Source organism: Horticoccus luteus (assembly GCF_019464535.1).
Lineage (GTDB): Bacteria > Verrucomicrobiota > Verrucomicrobiia > Opitutales > Opitutaceae > Horticoccus > Horticoccus luteus.
This window is the reverse complement of record NZ_CP080507.1, coordinates 1,310,882-1,329,058: the sequence shown is the minus strand read 5'-3', so window position 1 is coordinate 1,329,058 and position 18,177 is coordinate 1,310,882. Positions and strand designations below refer to the sequence as shown.

At 65.4% G+C, this 18,177-nt stretch carries 14 protein-coding genes; 11 read left to right on the top strand and 3 right to left on the bottom strand.

Annotated elements, in window-relative coordinates:
- The first annotated feature begins 41 nt into the window (after positions 1 to 41).
- A complete protein-coding gene (locus K0B96_RS05375; protein ID WP_220164680.1) occupies positions 42 to 626 on the top strand; it encodes a hypothetical protein in 585 nt (194 codons plus the stop codon).
- 64 nt (positions 627 to 690) lie between these two features.
- On the opposite strand, the gene K0B96_RS05370 is transcribed toward K0B96_RS05375, so the two are convergent.
- On the bottom strand, positions 691 to 990 hold the full coding sequence (locus K0B96_RS05370; RefSeq protein ID WP_220164678.1) for a hypothetical protein: 300 nt from the start codon (positions 988 to 990) through the stop codon (positions 691 to 693).
- Between the two features lie 102 nt (positions 991 to 1,092).
- Here K0B96_RS05370 and K0B96_RS05365 point away from each other — a divergent pair, with 102 nt between their 5' ends.
- The 7 genes from K0B96_RS05365 (at position 1,093) to K0B96_RS05335 (ending at position 13,955) form a co-directional block, all read left to right on the top strand.
- The gene (locus K0B96_RS05365; protein ID WP_255558855.1) at positions 1,093 to 1,896 is read left to right on the top strand and encodes a biotin--[acetyl-CoA-carboxylase] ligase; all 804 of its coding nucleotides are present in this window, start codon (positions 1,093 to 1,095) and stop codon (positions 1,894 to 1,896) included.
- Positions 1,897 to 1,928: 32 nt separating this feature from the next.
- Positions 1,929 to 2,921: an ABC transporter ATP-binding protein gene (locus K0B96_RS05360; RefSeq protein ID WP_220164677.1), complete on the top strand. Its 993-nt coding sequence runs from the start codon at positions 1,929 to 1,931 to the stop codon at positions 2,919 to 2,921.
- A gap of 1 nt (position 2,922) precedes the next feature.
- Complete coding sequence (locus K0B96_RS05355) at positions 2,923 to 3,684, top strand: ABC transporter permease (RefSeq protein WP_220164675.1); 762 nt, start codon at positions 2,923 to 2,925, stop codon at positions 3,682 to 3,684.
- 6 nt (positions 3,685 to 3,690) lie between these two features.
- The gene (locus K0B96_RS05350; RefSeq protein WP_220164673.1) at positions 3,691 to 5,184 is read left to right on the top strand and encodes a GldG family protein; all 1,494 of its coding nucleotides are present in this window, start codon (positions 3,691 to 3,693) and stop codon (positions 5,182 to 5,184) included.
- A gap of 15 nt (positions 5,185 to 5,199) precedes the next feature.
- On the top strand, positions 5,200 to 7,161 hold the full coding sequence (locus K0B96_RS05345; protein ID WP_220164671.1) for a DUF4340 domain-containing protein: 1,962 nt from the start codon (positions 5,200 to 5,202) through the stop codon (positions 7,159 to 7,161).
- A gap of 54 nt (positions 7,162 to 7,215) precedes the next feature.
- Complete coding sequence (locus tag K0B96_RS05340; RefSeq protein ID WP_220164660.1) at positions 7,216 to 9,975, top strand: DUF3971 domain-containing protein; 2,760 nt, start codon at positions 7,216 to 7,218, stop codon at positions 9,973 to 9,975.
- Between the two features lie 65 nt (positions 9,976 to 10,040).
- Positions 10,041 to 13,955 carry an ATP-binding protein gene (locus K0B96_RS05335; protein WP_220164658.1) on the top strand — a complete coding sequence of 1,305 codons (3,915 nt, stop codon included), beginning with the start codon at positions 10,041 to 10,043 and terminating at the stop codon, positions 13,953 to 13,955.
- A 4-nt stretch (positions 13,956 to 13,959) separates the two neighbouring features.
- Here K0B96_RS05335 and K0B96_RS05330 read toward each other — a convergent pair whose 3' ends face one another.
- Positions 13,960 to 15,198: a sulfatase-like hydrolase/transferase gene (locus K0B96_RS05330; RefSeq protein ID WP_220164656.1), complete on the bottom strand. Its 1,239-nt coding sequence runs from the start codon at positions 15,196 to 15,198 to the stop codon at positions 13,960 to 13,962.
- 170 nt (positions 15,199 to 15,368) lie between these two features.
- Between K0B96_RS05330 and K0B96_RS05325 the strand changes: the two genes are divergently transcribed.
- Genes K0B96_RS05325 through K0B96_RS05315 form a run of 3 tightly spaced genes read left to right on the top strand, consistent with a single transcriptional unit; the run spans position 15,369 to position 16,722 of the window.
- Entirely contained in the window at positions 15,369 to 15,806 is a 438-nt protein-coding gene (locus tag K0B96_RS05325; RefSeq protein WP_220164645.1) for a DUF6249 domain-containing protein, read from the top strand.
- A complete protein-coding gene (locus K0B96_RS05320; RefSeq protein WP_220164643.1) occupies positions 15,803 to 16,339 on the top strand; it encodes an RNA polymerase sigma factor in 537 nt (178 codons plus the stop codon). The genes K0B96_RS05325 and K0B96_RS05320 overlap by 4 nt, the downstream gene beginning before the upstream one ends.
- Positions 16,321 to 16,722 carry a hypothetical protein gene (locus K0B96_RS05315; RefSeq protein ID WP_220164640.1) on the top strand — a complete coding sequence of 134 codons (402 nt, stop codon included), beginning with the start codon at positions 16,321 to 16,323 and terminating at the stop codon, positions 16,720 to 16,722. The genes K0B96_RS05320 and K0B96_RS05315 overlap by 19 nt, the downstream gene beginning before the upstream one ends.
- 111 nt (positions 16,723 to 16,833) lie before the next feature.
- Here K0B96_RS05315 and K0B96_RS05310 read toward each other — a convergent pair whose 3' ends face one another.
- Complete coding sequence (locus K0B96_RS05310; protein WP_220164638.1) at positions 16,834 to 18,177, bottom strand: thymidine phosphorylase; 1,344 nt, start codon at positions 18,175 to 18,177, stop codon at positions 16,834 to 16,836.

Here is an 18,177-nt window from a genome sequence, read left to right as displayed (position 1 = left end):
TCCGCTTGAACATCACCCCACCACGCCGGTCACACCCCCTTATGAAAACGCCCGCGCTCGTCTCCCTGTTCGCCGCCCTGGCGGTTGTCCCCGGCGCCAGCCTCCTCGCTCAATCCCCCGTCGCCGCTCCGCCCGCTGAGCCCGTCACCTCGGGCCAACCCGCACCCAAGCGCCAGCGCGCCATCTCCGGCGACGTCGCCGCCGCGCTCGCCGCGAGCATGCCCAAATACAACCCGCCGCCGAAGCCGAAGCCCGAGGAAGAGAACGTGGACTTGCGCGACGAAGACAAACCCCGCAACGGCATCATCCGTCTGCCTAAATACGTCGTGCAGCAGAAAAAACCGGAGGTGTTTCGCGAACGCGATCTCCACACGCAAAGCGAACTCATGGACATCGCCATGCAGCGCTACGCCGGCCTGAGCTACGTGCCGCTTTCCGGCATGAATCGCGGCGTCGCCCTCCTCATGTATCAAGAGGACGAACGCAAAAAGAACATCTCCGACCTCAAGGAAGACGCGCAGGACGCCCGTCGCTCCGGCGACACCGCGGAAGCCGACTACATCAAACGCCAGACCAACCGCGCCTTCTCGCGCGACGGCGGTTTCGGCGCGCCGACCGACAAGTAAGACGCAGCGCTCGCGCTCCGCGCCCCCGCGGCATGCCCTCGCCGCCGACCGCCCCCTCCGCGGCCTACGATCCACGCACCGGATCCGCCAGCAACGCCCGCGCAATCGCCGCGCGCTCCTCGGCCCAGGCGGTGCCCGCGGGCGGCAGAGACTTCCCGGCCCGCCGATACCAATACGCGGCGTTGCCCTCATCGCCTTCCACGCGGTGCAGATAAGCATGCACCCACGCCGCCGCCGCCCCGTGGTCCGCTTGCGCCGCCTGATGCGCCCGCTCCCAATCCCCTCGCTGCTCGTGCCATAACGCCTCCAGCGGCGGCGGCCAACCCGCCGGCGCGGCCGCGTTCGTAAATTCTTCGAACGTCATGCGCGCCATCATGTCTTCATCGCCGCGTTTCGCAACCGTCGGCGGACCGCTCCTGTGCACTTCGCGTTCGACATCTCGGCCGCTCCCGCGGTCACTCGGTCCGTGCCCGACACGCTTTCGATTCACGCCATCCGCGCGCTGCAAAAAGGCCGCGCGCGCGAATGCCCGCTCATCATTCTCGATGAGATCGATAGCACCAACTCCGAGGCCACCCGCCTGCTCGCCGCCGGCCGCCCCGCGCCCTTCGCCGTTTTCGCCCGTCGCCAGATTGCCGGCCGCGGTCGCTTCGGCCGCGCGTGGCACAGTGAAAATCAAGGCAACATCTACGCCAGCTTCGCGTTTCGCCCGCAAATCCCGCCCTCCCACATGAGCACGTTCACGCTCTGGATGGGCCTCGGCGTCTGCGAACTCATCCACCATTTCGCCGGCCTCTCGCCGGGCATCAAGTGGCCCAACGATATCGTGTTCGACGGGCGCAAAGCCGGCGGCGTCCTCACTGAAGCGCGCATCGACGCCGATCTGATTCACGAGCTCGTCTTCGGCCTCGGCCTCAACGTCAACACCTCCCCCGGCGATTGGCCCGCCGATCTCCGCCGCCGCGCCACTTCGCTCGGCGAACAGGCCCGCGCCCCGCTCGACCTCAATCGCTTCGCCGCCGCCCTCATCGGTCGCACCCTGCTCGATTACCGCCGCTTCCTCGATGGCGATGCTCCCGCCGCCTTCGCCGAGCGCTGGCAGCGTTACGACACGTTGCGCGGCCGCGCGATTGCCGTGCTGCAAGGCGAGCAACGTTTCGCCGGCCTCGCCGCCGGCATCGATGACGAGGGCTCCCTTCTCCTCCGCGACGCCCGCGGCCGCTTGCGCCCGTTCCGCGCCGGCGAAGTCACCATCGAGAAAGAAAGTTGAGCGCCGCCGTCCACCGGCTGAAGCTGCTGCCAATGTCCGATCCCGTTCCCGCCATCGAAGTCCGCCATCTCGTCAAGAGCTATGCCGGCGCGACCGCGGTCAACGACATCAGTTTCTCCGTCGCGCGCGGCGAAATCCTCGGCTTCCTCGGCCCCAACGGCGCCGGCAAATCCACCACGATGCGCATCCTCACCGGTTACCTGCCCGCCACCAGCGGTCACGTTTCCATCTGCGGCATTCCCGCCGCCACGCAGCCCGACATGGTCAAACGCCAGATCGGCTACATGCCGGAAAACAATCCGCTGCCCGAGGATATGCGCGTCTCCGAATACCTCTATTTTCGCGGCCGCCTCAAGGAGCTCACCCGCCGCAAACTCAGCCCGCGCATCGACGAGGTCCTGGAGCTCTGCGACCTGAAACGCGTTCGCCACAAAATCATCGGCAAACTCTCGAAGGGCTTCCGGCAACGCGTGGGCATCGCCGAAGCCATCCTCGCCGAACCGCCGGTCATCATCATGGACGAGCCCACCATCGGCCTCGATCCCCATCAAATCCTCATTGTCCGCGATCTCATTGCCAGCCTCCGCGGCCGCATGACCGTGTTGATCTCCTCGCATATTTTGCCGGAGATCGAAATGACCTGCGATCGCGTGCTCATCATCAATCAGGGCCGCGTCGTCGCGCAGGGCACGCCGGCCGAACTGCGCCGCGAGATCCTCGGCCGGTCCACGTATGAACTCGAGTTCGCCGGCGATGTCGCCGCGCTCCCCGCCGTGCTCACGGCCGTCGATCCGGAACTTCACGTGGTCACCACCGGCGAACCCGACGCCGACGGTTTTCGCGCGCTCCGCCTCACCACCTCCCACGACACCGAGCTCGGCGAAGCATTGTTGCACGCGCTCTCTGCCCGTGCGGATTTCCGCCTCCGTTCCTTAAGCCGTGCTCATCCCACGCTCGAAGACGTCTTCCTCGCGGCCACCCGCCGCAGTTGGGATGTCCGCAGCGAAGATCTCCGCAAGAATTAGCATGAAGCATTTTCTCACCCTGCTCAGCCACGAGATCCGCATGCTGCTGGTCAACCCGAGCACCTACATCGCCGCCACGCTTTTTCTCGCCGTGATGGGCTTCATGTTCACGGGCATCCTCGAGGCCTTCAGCAAGGCCCCGCAGGAAACCTCGCCCGCCCAGATGTTTTTCCAGTCCTTCTGGCTCCCCGTTTTCTTCATGGTGCCTCTGCTCACCATGAAGTCGCTCGCCGAGGAGCGCCGCCTCGGCACCATCGAGACGCTCCTCACCACCCCCGTCACCACCACCGAGGTCGTCCTCGGCAAATACGGCGCCGCCTACTTCCTCTACATGCTGCTGTGGTCCTCCACCGGCGGCTTTTTTTACATCCTCTCGCGTTTCGCCGGCGATGACCACTTCCTCGACCCCGGCCCGCTCGTCGGCGGATTTCTCTTCGTGGCGGTGTCGGGCCTCCTGTTCATCGCGATCGGTATTTTCGCCAGCTCGCTGTCGCGCAACCAAGCCGTCGCCGGCATTCTCGGTTTCACCATGATTTTCGCGTTGATCGTCGGCACCAATTTTCTCGCCCAAGCCCAATGGCTCAACCGCGATGTCCTCTCTCCGGTCAAAAGCGCGGTCGAATACGCCCAGATTTTCCAACACCTCGAAGACTTCACGCGCGGCGTCGTCGACACCCGCCAGATCCTTTTTTACCTCAGCGGCACGGTGCTGGTCCTGATTTTCAGCATCCTCGGCGTCGAAGCCAAATTGCTCCATAGCTGACGCCCCATGGCCTTTTTCGAAAGCTTCCGCGCCGCCCGCTGGTTGCGCACCGTCAACCTGGTGCTGCAGGCGATCCTGTTCCTTACGCTCTTCGGTGGCCTCAACTACCTCGCCCGCAACTACCCCCTCCGCTACGACCTCACCGCCCACCGCCGTTACTCGCTCTCGCCCGAAACGCTCTCCTACGTCAAAAACCTCCCGCGGCCGGTGCACATCGTGGTGACTTTTTCGGAAGACGCCGAAAACCCCGACATCGCCCAGGCCTACCGCGATGTTTCCGGCCTGCTCCGCGAATACGTTTACGCCAGCGAATCAAATCCCAACGGCCGCATCGCCGTGGACTACTTCGATGTCTACCAACGTCGCCGCGAAGCTGAGCAGCTCGGCATCGATCAACCCAACCAGATCGTCCTCATCTGCGGCGACGAACGCACCGCCATCTCCGCCGGCGACCTTTACCGCGTGGAGAACCGCGAGAAAAAAGCCTTCCGCGGCGAACAGGCGATCACCGCCGGCCTCCTCGACGTCTCCAACCCCGAGCACAAGAAGATCTATTTTCTGACCGGCCACGGTGAACTCCGCCCCGACGACGTCGACCCCGTCCGCGGACTCTCCGCCGCCGCCGACCAGCTTCGGGAACGCAATTTCAAGGTCGAACTCCTCGATCTCAACGTCACGCGCAAGGTCCCCGATGATGCCTCCCTCCTCATCATCGCCGCGCCGCAAGGCCGCTACGCTCCCTTCGAGGAAGAGCTCCTCCGCCAGTTCCTCAGCGAACACGCCGGCCGCCTCATCCTCCTGCTGCCGCCCGCGGTCGAGGCCGGCCTCGACAACCTCCTCTTCGATTGGGGCGTGCTCGCCGACGACGTCCTCATCGCTGACACCAGTCCCAGCAGCTTTGCCGACAACGGCGACCTCATCATCCGCGACTTCGCCCCGCACCCCATCACGCAGACCTTGCTCGATTACAAAATCGGCCTGCGCCTGGGACTCTGCCGCAGCATCCGGCCCGATCCCGCGCGCGCGCCCGGTAACAACGTCACCGTCACCACGCTCGCCGCCACCGCGCCCACCGCCTGGGGCGAACGCAGCTACCGCGTCTCCCGCACGCCGGAATACAACCCCGGCATCGACCTCAAAGGCATTCCCGCGCTCGATCCGCCCAACCGCCTCGGCGTCGCCGTCGCCTCCGAACGCGTGCAGGTGCGCGACAACCTCCCCTTCAGCGTGCGCGGCGGCCGCCTCGTCGTCTTCGGCACCGGCGACCTCGTCTCCAACACCCGCATCGTCAACGCCGGCAACTTGAACATCTTCCTCGGCGCGGTGAACTGGGCCGTCGATCGCGACACCCAGCTCAACGTCCCCGCCCGCCCCATCGAGCGCTTCCAACTTTCCCTTTCACAACAGGATCTCGTTCGCCTCCGCTACTGCATCCTGCTCGTCCTGCCCGGTATCGCCGCCCTTCTCGGCCTCGCCGTTTACTGGTCGCGTCGCAACTAAACCACTCCTCTCCGCATGCGCACCAAAGTCACGCTCGTCCTCATTTTTCTGAACGTCGCGCTGTTCTTTTTCATCTTCAATTTCGAACGCGGCTGGCGCACCGAACGCGCCTCCCTCGAAGCCCGCCGCCTCGTCCTCGGCCCCGAGGCCGCCGACATCCGCTCCCTCGAAATCACCAGCACCAACCCCGCCCGCAACGTCAGCCTCCAACGCCGCGCCGACGGCTGGTATCTCACCTCGCCCATCGACTGGCCCGCCAATCCCAACGCCGTCAGCCGCATCCTCAACGAACTCCAGTTTCTCGAGCATGAGACCAGTTTCGCCGTCAAAGACCTCGCGCAAAACAACCAGTCCCTCGCCGACTACGGCCTCGACCATCCTTCGCTCACCGTCCGCTTCACCTCCGGCGATTCCACCGCCGCCGGCGGCGCCGCGAAACCCATCACCCTTCTGATTGGCGACGCCACCAACGTCGGCAACCGCCTCTACGTCCTCTCGCCCGACGGCCAGCGCGTGCACGTCGTCAGTCGCACCCTCGCCGACAGCCTCTCCATTCCCGCCGACCAACTTCGCGCCGAAACCATTTTCACCATCCCCGTCTTTGAGGTGCGTTCGCTCAACCTCCAGACCGCCCCGCCCGCCAATCTCCGCATCCGCATCCGCCGCGACGGCAACCGCTGGTCCTTCGAGACGCCCATCCTCACCCGCGCCAGCAAGTCCGCCACGGAACTCGCGATCAACAGCCTGAACGCCCTCCGCGTCGTCAACTTCCTCCCCCGCGGCAGCACCGAAAACGCGCCCGCCGCCAACCCCTCCCTGCGCCTCACGCTCGAGGGCAACAGCCGACGCGAAACCCTTCTCCTCGGCGACCCCGTCAGCGCTGCGGCGGCCACCTCCACACAAGACAGCGTCGAATACTACGCCCAACTCGAAGACCGCAACGCCCTCTTCACCGTCAAACTCCCGCGCCCGCTCCTCGACACCTTGCGCAACGCCCAGGAAACCCTCCGCGAACGCCGCCTCCTCGACTTCGATCCCAACGGCATCACCGCCGTCACGATCTCCGCGCCCAACCAGCCCGACCTCGTGTTGCAACGCGACATCGACGCCAGTGCCTGGCAGCTCGTCCGCCGCGCCGCCGGTGGCTCGCAGACCCAGCCCGCCGACCCCAAACTCGTCCAACGCCTGCTCGAGCAACTCACCCACCTCTCCGCCCAACGCAGCGCCGACGGCTCCACCTCCGGATTCGTCAGCGACGCCCCCAGCGCCGCCGATTTGGAAAACTGGGGCTTCAACCGCCCCGAACGCGAAATCACCCTGACGACCGCCGCCGCCACCGGCATCAACCCCGCGCCCCCGCTGCCCAAATTGCAAATCGGCACCAGCGGCAATCGCGACGGTCGCGCCTACGCCCGCCTCGCCAACGCGCCCTTCGTCTACCTCGTCGATCCGGAAATTCTCCCGGAAACGACGCCCGACCCGCTGCATTACCGCGACCGCCTCCTTCGCGCCCTCCCGCCCGGCGCCCGCCTCACCGCGATCACGCTCAAATCGCTGCCCGATGGCGCCGTCATTTACTCGCGCGAACTCAAGCCCGACGAAAAATGGGCCGCCGCCCTCGCGAGCGAAACCGACGCCCGCCGCACCGCCGTGCAGACGTTGCTCGATCAACTCCGCACGCTGCGCGCGCGGGAGTTCGTCCTCGATTCATTCCCCACCTCCGTCTTCTCCGGCGGCGAAAACCGCCCCTGGAAATACGAACTCACCGCCACCATTTCCCTCGTCGGCGGCGTCGGCGGCGAACAAGCCAGCACCACCACCCTCGACCTCACCGAACGCATCGGCGGCACCACCCAGCTCGCCGGCTCCGCTGAATTTGGCGCCGTCTTCGCCGTTGAACAACCGTTCCTCGACGCCCTGTGGACGCTCACTTACGGCTCGCGCGATCCCGGTCCCTCGCCCGCCCCGAAGCCCTGATCGCGCCGTCATGTTCCCGGCCGCTTTCGCCGCTCGTTCCACGCCGCTGCTGCCATGAAATCGTGGCGGCAACTCTGCGGCGCGGCCGGGCGCATCTGTTGGTCCTGCGTCTGCTCCTTCGTCATCTGGACGCTCTGGCTCCTCCTCGTCGTGCTCCTCGGCGTGCAGATTCATATCGCCGTGCAACGCGAATTCGCCGTGCCCGCGTTCGTGCTGCGCGCCATGGAGGAACGCCTCGCCGCGGCCCACGTCGTCGCCACCTTCAAACACGCCACCTTCGATCCCACCGGCCGCATCCTCTTCGAGCACGTCGCGCTTTCCACCACCACGATTCACGACCCTGTGCTCACCAGTCGCGCCGTCTTCGTGGAACTCGATCCGTGGACGCTCCTCGTCGGCCGCTTCGAACCACGCCTCGTGCGCGCCACCGGCCTCGAAGTCCTCACGCCCGCGATGTTTTCTCCCTCGGGCGCCGCCGAACCGTTGCTGCGCAACGCCGACTGCACGCTGCGCCGCGATGGCTTGCTGCTCTCGATCGATCAATTCACCGCGCAGATCGCCAATCTGCGTCTCACCGCCCGCGGCGCACTGCAATTGCGCTCCGCCAAATCCTCGTCGCCTCGCCAGAACCTCGCCGACGCGATCGCGCATTATTTTCCCACGCTCAGTCGCCGCCTCGCCGAACTCTCCGGGCACCTCGGCACGCTGCAGCAGCCCGACCTGCACTTGGAACTTGAGCCCTCCGATACCCGCATCGCCTTCGTCACCGCGACGCTCCACGCGCGCGGCATGATGGTTCTCGCGCCGCAGGAAATCCACACCGGCCCGCTGCGCGCCCAGTCTTCGTTCTCGTTCACCGGCGCCCCCAATGGTCTCCATTTCGAAGTAAGCACGGCCGGCGTCGATCTTCCCGCTCTCGCCGCTTCCGCGAAACGCGTGTGGCTGCGCGGGCAGGCCGCCCCCGCCGAACGCTGGTCCGATTTGCAACCTCGCGGCCTCGAATTTGCCGCCGCCGAAACCACCTTTCGCGGCTACCGCATTGAAGCCCCCTTCGCGACGCTCGCCATCGACGGCGACGAGGTCGGCGGCTCGCTCAACGCCCGCGTGCTCGAAGCGCCCGTAGTCCTCGCCGGTGGCGGAGATTGGCGACGCCGCACCGGCCACGTCGCCCTCGAAACCTCTGTGCCCGCGGCATGGATTGCCAACGTCGGCGAAAAACTCGGCCACGATCTCACCGCGTGGATCGCCCTCGGCCCTCCCGCCGCCGTGCAGCTCGAAGCGGAATTCGGCCCGGGCCCCAAGCTCGTGCAGGCCACCGGTCGGCTCGACGCGCGCAACCTCGATTTTCACGGCGTGCCACTCGCGCGCGCCAGCGCCGGGCTTCTGTTCCGCGACGGCGATTTCACGGCCAGCGACATCATTCTCCAACTGGGCGATCAGGAGGCGCGCGGCAGCTACACAGGCAACCTCACGTCGCGGGATTATCGCTTTCTCCTGCGCGGACGACTTCGGCCGCGCCAAATTTCTCCTTGGTTCCACGACTGGTGGGACAACTTCTTCGCAAATTTCGCGTTCCCCGGCCCGCCTCCCTCCGCCGACGTCGATGTGCAAGGCCGCTGGGGCGAAGCGGATCTCTCTCACGTCTTCGTGCTTGCCGATGGTGCCGACGCCGCCATCCGCGCCGTGCCCTTCGCCCACGTGCACACGCGCCTCTTTGTGCGCCCCGATTTTTACGACGGCTTGGAACTCGTGCTCAGTCGCGACACCGCTGGCGCGCGCGGCACCTTCACCCGTCGCGTCAATGCCGCCAACGGCGAATGGGAAAGCGTCGATTTCGATTTCGCTTCGACCGTCCCGATCCACGACGCCGCCAAAATCTTCGAGCGCCTCGGCGAAGAGATCGTTGAGCCGTTCACCTTCGCCACTCCGCCCAATCTCACCGTGCGCGGACGTGTCACTGGCCCGGGCTCAGCCGACGGCGAACACCAGACGATCGCCATCACCGCCGAATCCCCCGGCGAGTTCTCGCTCTACCACTTTCCGCTGCAAGGCGTGAAGTTCACCGCGGCACTCAACGATCGAAACCTCACCATCGACAAATTCGAAACGCATTTTGCCGAGGGCCTCGCCACCGGCACCGCGCAAGTCACCGGCCTCGGCGGCGAACGCCGGTTGCGCTTCGACGTGCAGCTGCACTCCGCCCGCCTCGGGCTGGCCGGCCACGCGCTGGAGAAATTTTTCGGTCCCACCCAATCCTCGAAAGCGGGCGGCCCAAGTTCCCTCCCCGACAACGTGCGCGTGGATCTCGCCGCTGCGGCTGAAGGAATGTTCACCGATCCTTACAGCTATCACGGTTCCGGCCATGCGGAGCTTGCAGGCTCGCAGCTCGGCCAGGTCAAGCTGCTCGGCCTCCTGTCCGATCTTCTCAAATTCACCGCGCTGCGCTTCACGGCCGCGCACGGCAAATTTGATATCAAGGGTCCCGAGCTCGCGTTTTCCGACGTCAGCCTCACCGGAGCCAACTCCGCAATCGAAGGCCACGGCACCTACCGGCTCGACCGCAAAACCCTCGATTTCAACGCCCGCGTTTATCCGTTTCAAGAAAGCAAGTTGTTCCTCCAGAGCCTGATGGGAGCCGTCCTGACGCCGCTTTCGACCGTTTTGGAGGTCAAGCTCACCGGCAACCTCGCCAAGCCCGCCTGGGCTTTTGTCATGGGGCCGACCAATTTCTTCCGCAATCTCACCCATTCCGACTCGCCGCCTCCGGAAACTGCCCGCAGCCCCGAAAAAACGTCGTCGCCGCCCCAGCAATAACAAAACGCGAGCTTGCTCCGCGGGCGCGCGGTCGTTTTCACTAGGGGTTTATCCCTAATTTAAGAATGTCTTTCTTGCCGACATTGCCACGCCCATCATGGCTCCAACGCACGGTGGCCGGGTCGGCTTTTCTCCTTCTCCTGCTCGTCGCATCGGCCCTGTTCGGCTTTTTTGTCCCCCGGCCGGCGCTCCTGCAGTGGCGGTCGACCGATGTGCCGTTGAGCATGGAGGGCACCGCTTCGCTGCTTTTTCTGGGGTTGGCGCTGTTTGGTGTTTCGCTCCGTCTGCGCCACGCCGCGTTGCTTGCTTGGGTGCCGATCGCCTTGAGCGGCTGGGCCCTCATCGCCGGTGCCCTCAACGCCAACGGCCCGCTCGCCGCCGCACATCTGCTCGATCACGACTCCTCCAATTCGCCGCTCTTCGAGGTCGCCCTCTTATGGAGTGCCGTCAGCACGGTGGCTCTCGTCGGCACCACGGCGCAACGTTGGCGCACGCTCTCCCTCGCCCTCTGCGGGTCCGCCGTCGTCTCGCTCGGCGCGGCGTCGCTGGGGAGCGCCGGCCTCGGTAATACCACGTTTGCGGCCTGGATCGGCGGCGTCGCCATCCCGCCTCTCCCTGCCACCGGCCTCCTCATTCTAGGTGTCGCCTTGCTCTCGCTCGCCGCGTGCGAGCATCACCGCACTCGCCCCGACTCGCCCGTGCCCGCGTGGCTGCCGATCCCCGCAGCCGCTGTTGCGCTAAGTCTCACGGTGGTCCTGTGGCTCGCCTTGCGCGAACGCGAGACGGTTTACCTCAGCACGAACACCCAGATCGCCGTCAACAATCTCGCCGCCGCCCTCGACGCGGAATTTGATCGCGACGCCCGCGCCGTCGAGCGCATCGCTCGCAATTGGGATTTCACGCATGACAACGCTCCCGGCACCCTGCCGGGCGACACCGCCGCCGACGCCGCCGCGATGGTCCACGAATCCAATGGCATCTGCCAATCGGTCAGTTGGATCGACGTGAGCCTGAAAACCCGCGCGGTCATTCCGCTCGCGGGCAACGAAGAGAAAGCCTCCCTCGACCACTCTCTCGATCCCGTGCGGCGCGCCGCCGCGAATGCCGCCCGCAAATCGGGCGCGCCCGCGATTTCCGGCTCGCTCACCGTCAGCGCCGACGGCCCAGGTTTTGCGATCTACGCCCCCGTCATCGTCGATAACCAGTTGCTCGGTTACATCGTGGGCGAGTTCGCCTACCAACCGCTCTTTCAACGTCTGGACCGGCTCTTCGATCTGCGCACCGCTTATCGACTCCAAGCCGAAATCGCCGGCCGCCTGGTGTATGGCCGCGATCTCGCGTCCGACGTCAAAAACGGCCCCTTCGCGATTGATGCGGTGTTCAACATCGCGGACCGCCGCGTCCGCCTCACCCTCGACCCGAAGCCCGAGCAACTCCAACGCACCCGCCGTTTCCTCCCCGAGCTCGCGCTCTTGGCGGGCATCGGCATCTCGCTCTTGCTCGCGCTCACGGTGCACCTCGCCGGCGCCGCCTACCGCCGGCAGATCGAAGCCGAGCGCTCCAACCGCAAGCTCCTCACCGAAAATGAAGAGCGGCGCCGCGTCGAGGCCATGCTCAAACTCTCCGACGAACGCCTCCGCCTCGCGCTCGAGAGCACGCAAATCGGCATTTACGAATACCTCACCTCCACCGCTGTCGTTCATTTCAGTCCCAGCGTCTGGACCATGCTCGGTTACGAACCCAACCGCCTCGCCACGCGCCTCGAAGCATGGACGGAGCTGATTCATCCCGACGATCTCGACGGCTTCGTGCCCACGATGAACAAGCGCCTGAATCGCGAAAGCCCGCTGATGGAATCCGAGTTTCGCGTGCGCGCCCGCGACGGCCAATGGCGCTGGATCTACTGCCGCGCCAAGGCCGTCACCGTCGGCGTGCAGGGCGAAGCGCTCCGCGTCATCGGCACCCTGCAGGATATTTCCGCCCGCAAGGAAGCCGATCAGGCCCTCCGCGCCAGTCAGGCCGAAGCGCGCAAACTCTCCCTGGTCGCCAGTCGCACGGATAACCTCGTCATCCTCTGTTCGCCCGACGGCCGCATCGAATGGGTCAACGAAAGCTTCTCCCGCTTTACCGAATTCGCGCTCCCCGAAGTCATCGGCACCGGCCTCGCCACTCTCGTCGCACCCGATACTCCCCCCGCCGTCGTTCGCGGCTTGCGCCAGGCCATCGCCCAAGGCGAAGCCTTTAACGCCGACGTCGTCTCCCACTCGAAGTCCGGCCGCCGCGCGCATCTCCACCTCGAACTCCAACCCGTGCGCAACGACGCCGGCGAGGTCGATAACTACATCGCGATCGAATTCGACATCACCGCTCGCGTGGAAATGGAAGATCAACTCCGCCGCGCGAAGTCCGATGCCGACACCGCCTCCCGCGCCAAGAGCGAGTTCCTCGCCTCGATGTCGCACGAAATCCGCACCCCGATGAACGGCGTCATCGGCATGACCAGCCTTCTCCTCGAAACCTCCCTCACCGACGAACAGAAGGACTTCGTCGGCACCATCCGTTCATCCGGCGAAGCCCTGCTCACCATCATCAACGACATCCTCGATTTCTCCAAAATCGAGTCCGGCAAGCTGGAGATCGAGCACCTCCCCTTCGATCTCACGAGCTGCATCGAAGACACGTTCGACCTCTTCGCCTCATTCGCCGCCACCCGGAATATCGAGCTTGGTTACGCCATCGATGCGAGCGTGCCGGCCTATATCGTGGGCGACGTCACCCGCCTCCGCCAGGTGCTCGTCAACCTCGTCAACAACGCCATCAAGTTCACCCTGACCGGCGCTGTCAGCATCGACGTTCGCGTCGCCGCCGTCGAACACGATACTGGCGCGCTCCAGGTCGAATTCGCCGTGCACGACACCGGCATCGGCATTCCCGCCGAACGCCTCGACCGCCTCTTCCGCCCCTTCAGTCAGATCGACTCGTCCACCACGCGCAAATACGGCGGCACCGGCCTCGGCCTCGCCATCTGCAAACGCCTTTGCACGCTGATGGGCGGCGGCATCCGCGTCGTCAGCACGGTGGGCACGGGCTCCACGTTCACCTTCACCATTCGTGCGGAACGCGCGCCCGTCCCCGCCGACACGAATCTGCCCACCCTGCCCGCGTCATTGCACAACGCCGACATCCTTTGCCTCGAAGACACCGAAATCCATCGCCGCCGCATCGAAGGCCTCCTCCGCCGCTGGGGCGCGCGCGTGCGGTCTGTGTCCACGATCGCGACAGCCTTGAACGCGCTCGAAAAATCGCCGTCGCCCCTCGCCGCCATTGTCGAGACCTCATTGATCGAAACGCCCGAAGCCGAACCCCTCGTGACGCGTTTGCGGCAAAATGCTATTCCCGTCCTGCTCATCCTCCCGAACGCGCGCGACACCAAACCCGTGCTCGGCGACCTTCGCATCGCCACGACCTCCAAGCCCCTCAAAACCTATTCGCTCTTGCGCACCCTGCAGGCGCTGATGGAAGGCGAGGCGCCCACCAAAGTGCCTCCGCCTCTCGCCGCGCCAAGCGAACGTCCCCTCGCGGACGAGCTCCCGCTCGACATCCTCCTCGTCGAAGATAACGCCGTGAACCAAAAGGTCGCCCTGCATTTCCTCGAACGTCTCGGCTATCGCGCCGACGCCGTGTGCAACGGCCAGGAAGCCGTCCACACCGTCCAGTCGCGCCCGTATGATCTCGTGCTGATGGATCTCCAGATGCCCGAAATGGACGGCTTCGAAGCCACGCGCTCCATCCGTCGCCTCCTCGCGCCCGACGCCCAGCCGCGCATCATCGCCCTCACCGCCAACGCGCTCCACGGCGACCGCGAACTCTGCATCTCCGCCGGTATGGATGATTACATCACCAAACCGATCAAGCTGCGCGAGCTCAGCGACACCATCCGCCGCCAGTTCTCCAACGGCCGCGGACACCCGCCCGTCTGATCCGCTATCCGCGCACTTGCGCCCACCGCCAACGCGCTTCCCGCGCCAGCGCGTCCACCATTGAGCCGACGCCCGGCGCGCCGACCAAATTGATCTGCTCGAACGGATCAGCGGAGCGATCGAAGCACAGCCACGGCGCGCCGTCGTCGTTCAACACGATTTTGTGCGACCTCGTGCGCAGCCCGCGCCATACCCGGTCGCATTGATCGGGCAACGCCACGACGGACGGCATCGAAATGAGCTGCGCCTCCGCCGGCGCTGCGCAAGGCCCGACTCCCGCCCAGCCGAGGCTCCACGCCAGTAAATCCGTCAGCGACACCAACGCCTCGTCCCGCCGGCCGCCCGCCGCCCGCCCGCCTTTGATCCCCGTGACGATCATCGGCACGCGAATGCTTTCCTCATACGGCCAGCCTTTGCGAAAAAGTCCGTGCGCCCCGTGCATGTCGCCGTGCACCGAAGTGACCACCACGATGCTGCCTGCGGCGTCGAGACGCGCGGCCAGCGCCGCCACCGCCCGGTCCGTCGCCTCGATGTGCGCATAGTAACCCGCGAGTTCTGCCCTCGCCCTCCGCTCCACCTCGCCGCCACGCGGCACATTCGGTGCGAGCACCATCGCCTCCGGCGCCCGCCGCGCCACGCCCGCCGCTGCTGCGCCATACGGCGGATGCGGCGGCTCCAGGCTCACCATGGCGAAAAACGGCACCGTTTGCGCGGCACACCATTCCGCTGCGCGCGCGCAGACGACCTCCGCTTGGTAGCCGCGAAACTGCGTCGGCTCCGGCAGCACGGAGCCATGCAACCAAGGATTGTTGAGCTGAAATCCGCTCTCAAAACCTTCCCAAAACGCAAACCCGCCCCGTCGCGCTGCCGGCACGACGCTGCGCGCGTGCGCTTCACCAACCAACGGCGCCGTGCGATCACGCTCACTCAAATGCCACTTGCCGAAAAATCCCGTGCCGTAGCCCGCTTCCCCAAAAACGTGCGCCGCCGTTCTCGCTCCTCCGGGCAGCGGGTCGAAATAATCACGCACGCCGTTCGCCGGCGAAAGCACGCCCGTCAGCATCGCCGCCCGCGCGAACGGCCCGAATGGATGCGGCGTCACCGCCTCGCAAAAGTTCACCCCGCCCGCCGCCATCGCATCGAGACCCGGCGTTCGCGCGTTCACATCGCCCGCGCACCCGAGCGCCTGCCCGCGCCACTGCGTGGTGACGATCCAGACGATACTGCGCGACGAATGGCTCATGGTCTCGACGCAGAAATCTTCCCGCGCCCGCGCCGCAAGGCAATGCATTCGCTTTTCTTCGCGCGCCCGCACCCACGCGGCCTGATCTCCCCCGGGGCGTCTTTTCTTTCACTTTGCGCACTTTCCCACATCCAAACGCCGCTCTGGCGACACTCACTCTCGAATCCATTATGCAACTCCACCTCGCTTCCTACTTCGCCAACGTAACGTCCATCTCGCCGTTTTGGATCCCGATTTCTGCCATCAGCGGCGGCGTCCTCATCGTTTTTCTCAGCATGTATTTTGCGCACGAGCGCCGCCGACTCTGGCACGACACCGCGCGTGTCGCCTTGGAGAAAGGTCAACCGCTTCCGCCCGCATTGCAGCAGGCAGATGACCGCTCGCGCCGCCGGTGCGGCCCGCGGAACGACCTGCGCAGCGGCCTCATCCTTCTCGCCGTTTCCTTCGGCCTCTACTACGGATTGCGCGACGTCGGCTCCGGCCCTCAACTCATCGGTGCCTACATCACCGGGGGCATCGGTGTCGCGCTCCTGCTCAATGGCCTCCTGACCGCTCTCTTTCGCCGCAACAACCCGTCCACCGACCTCGATCGCCCGCCCCAATCGTGATCCCGTCCGACCACGAACTCATCGCCCGCATCGTCGCCCACGACGACCGCTGCGCGTTTGGAGAACTCGTTCACCGACATCAGTCCGCGGTCCGGCGCTTCCTGCGCCACCTCACGCACGGCGATGCCGCCTGGGCCGACGATCTCGCCCAGGAAACGTTCCTCGAAGTCCACCGCACGCTGCCTCGCTTTGCCGGCCGCGCGCGCTTCGCCACCTGGCTCCTCGGCATCGCCCACAATAAATTTCGCAACGCCCGCCGGCGCCAACGCGAGTTCCCCTGTGCCACGCTCCCGGACCACGCCACGCTCACTGCCACCGCCCGCAATTCGGATCTTAACCAGGATCTCGACACCGCGCTGGCCCAGCTTTCGCCCGAAGAACAAAACGTCGTCCACGTCTGTTATCAGCAAGGACTCTCGCACCGTGAAGCCGCGGACCTGCTCGCATGTCCGCTCGGCACGTTGAAAACGCACCTCGCCCGCAGTAAGGAAAAACTTCGTCACCTGCTTGCCGCATGGAATCCCCAAACCTGACCCCTCTCCCGCCCGACGATCCGCTCGAGCAGATTCTCTCCGCTCGTCTCGCTGGCGATCTGCCCGACGACGGATTCACGCCTCGCGTCCTCGCCGCGCTGCCGCCACCCGCGCGGTCATTCCACCTCTCGCGGCGCGCGATCCTCGTCGGCGTCGGAATCGCCGCCGGCGCCTTCTTCGCTTGGCAACGAGGCGCAGTCGGCCCGGGTCTCGCCGATTGGCGCAACCTCCTCGCCGCGCTTTCCGACCATCTCATCGCGCAGTCCGCCGAGCTCGCCGCCGCCGCAACGCTCTCCGGCCCCGTCCTGATTTCTGCCGCCGCCGTCGCTGCAGCTCTCTTCCTGGCGCTCCGCCCTCAGTCCACGGGTGAACCCCGCCTGTAGGCCGCTGGTCCCGCCGACGGCCTGCGGCGGAGCAAATTCGGCGCGCCCTCCGCGCTCACAAAAACAAAAAACCGACCGGAAATCCGGTCGGTTTTGTTTTGGTCGTGAGCCTTACGCCACGCGCTCCACCACAAGCGGCGGCGGCGTCGGCCGCTTCGGCGCGAGCCGGTAGGCGTTCTTAAAATATTCGAGCGCCTGCTCCAACTTCGCCTCGTCGTTGTAGTGAATCATCATCAGCGGTTCACCCTGTTTTACTTGAGTGCCGACTTTTTTGATCTCCGAAACGCCGACCGAGTAGTCGATCTTGTCATGCGGGTCGTCGCGGCCCGCGCCCAGCAGATGCACGCCGCGCGCAATCATCGCCGCATTGATCGTGTGCACATAGCCGCGCTTCGGCGCCGGCAGTTTCCGAATGTGCTTCGCCTGCGGCAGTTTTTCGGGGTGGTCGATCATGGTCGTATCGCCGCCCTGCGCCTTCACCAGATCCTTGAATTTTTGCAGCGCGGAACCGTCGGTCAGATGCCGTTGCACGGTTTGCTTCGCCGACAGCGTGGAACCCGCCACGCCCGCGAGGCGGACGATTTCCATGCCGAGCTTGAGCACGAGCTCCTTGATGTCTTCCGGGCCTTCACCCTTCAGCAACTGGATCGCTTCGCGCACTTCCAGCGCCGTGCCGACCGTGTCGCCGAGCGGTTGGTTCATGTCCGTCACCAGCGCCACACAGCGGCGCTTCATCGAACGCCCCACGCGGGTCATGGACCGCGCCAGCTGCTTCGCCTGCTCAAGATCCTTGATAAAGGAGCCGTTGCCCCACTTCACATCAATCACGAGGCCTTCGGAGCCCTCGGCGAGTTTCTTCGAGAGAACGCTGCCCGTGATGAGCGGCAGACTCGGGATCGTGCCCGTCTCCTTCCGCAACGCGTAAAATTTCGCGTCCGCCGGCGCGAGATCCTTGGTCTGCGCCACGATCGCCCCGCCGATCCGGCTGAGTTGCGCGGTGAACTGATCGATCGATTGCTCGCCCTTGAAGCCCGGGAAGCAGGCCAGTTTGTCCAACGCGTTGATGATGTAATCGTGCTCCACGCCACACATCATCGGCACCACGACGCCCGCCGCCATGGCCAGGGGCACCAGCACCAGCGACGTCTTGTCGCCCACGCCGCCCGTCGAATACTTGTCGATCTTGGGCTTCGCGATGCTCGATAAGTCGATCACTTCGCCCGACAGCATCATCTCTTCCGTCAGATCGGCCGTCTCCTGCGCTGACATGCCGGAGAAGTAAATCGCCATCGCCAGCGCCGCGAGCTGATGCTTCGGCATCTCTCCATCTAGGGTGCTATCAATGATATAACGGATCTCCTCTTGGGAGAACTCCGCTCCATCGCGTTTCTTTTCGATTAGAAACTCGAAGCTGGGCTTGATAAACCTCCGGGTCGGGATGTTGCGTTTGCTCAT

Bases quoted from the DNA above. Each gene is read 5' to 3' on its own strand.
- K0B96_RS05315 (WP_220164640.1), top strand. From the start codon at position 16,321: ATGGAATCCCCAAACCTGACCCCTCTCCCGCCCGACGATCCGCTCGAG.
- K0B96_RS05340 (WP_220164660.1), top strand. From the start codon at position 7,216: ATGAAATCGTGGCGGCAACTCTGCGGCGCGGCCGGGCGCATCTGTTGG.
- K0B96_RS05350 (WP_220164673.1), top strand. From the start codon at position 3,691: ATGGCCTTTTTCGAAAGCTTCCGCGCCGCCCGCTGGTTGCGCACCGTC.
- K0B96_RS05335 (WP_220164658.1), top strand. From the start codon at position 10,041: ATGTCTTTCTTGCCGACATTGCCACGCCCATCATGGCTCCAACGCACG.
- K0B96_RS05310 (WP_220164638.1), bottom strand. From the start codon at position 18,177: ATGAGCAAACGCAACATCCCGACCCGGAGGTTTATCAAGCCCAGCTTC.
- K0B96_RS05330 (WP_220164656.1), bottom strand. From the start codon at position 15,198: ATGAGCCATTCGTCGCGCAGTATCGTCTGGATCGTCACCACGCAGTGG.
- K0B96_RS05370 (WP_220164678.1), bottom strand. From the start codon at position 990: ATGACGTTCGAAGAATTTACGAACGCGGCCGCGCCGGCGGGTTGGCCG.
- K0B96_RS05325 (WP_220164645.1), top strand. From the start codon at position 15,369: ATGCAACTCCACCTCGCTTCCTACTTCGCCAACGTAACGTCCATCTCG.
- K0B96_RS05355 (WP_220164675.1), top strand. From the start codon at position 2,923: ATGAAGCATTTTCTCACCCTGCTCAGCCACGAGATCCGCATGCTGCTG.
- K0B96_RS05375 (WP_220164680.1), top strand. From the start codon at position 42: ATGAAAACGCCCGCGCTCGTCTCCCTGTTCGCCGCCCTGGCGGTTGTC.
- K0B96_RS05360 (WP_220164677.1), top strand. From the start codon at position 1,929: ATGTCCGATCCCGTTCCCGCCATCGAAGTCCGCCATCTCGTCAAGAGC.
- K0B96_RS05345 (WP_220164671.1), top strand. From the start codon at position 5,200: ATGCGCACCAAAGTCACGCTCGTCCTCATTTTTCTGAACGTCGCGCTG.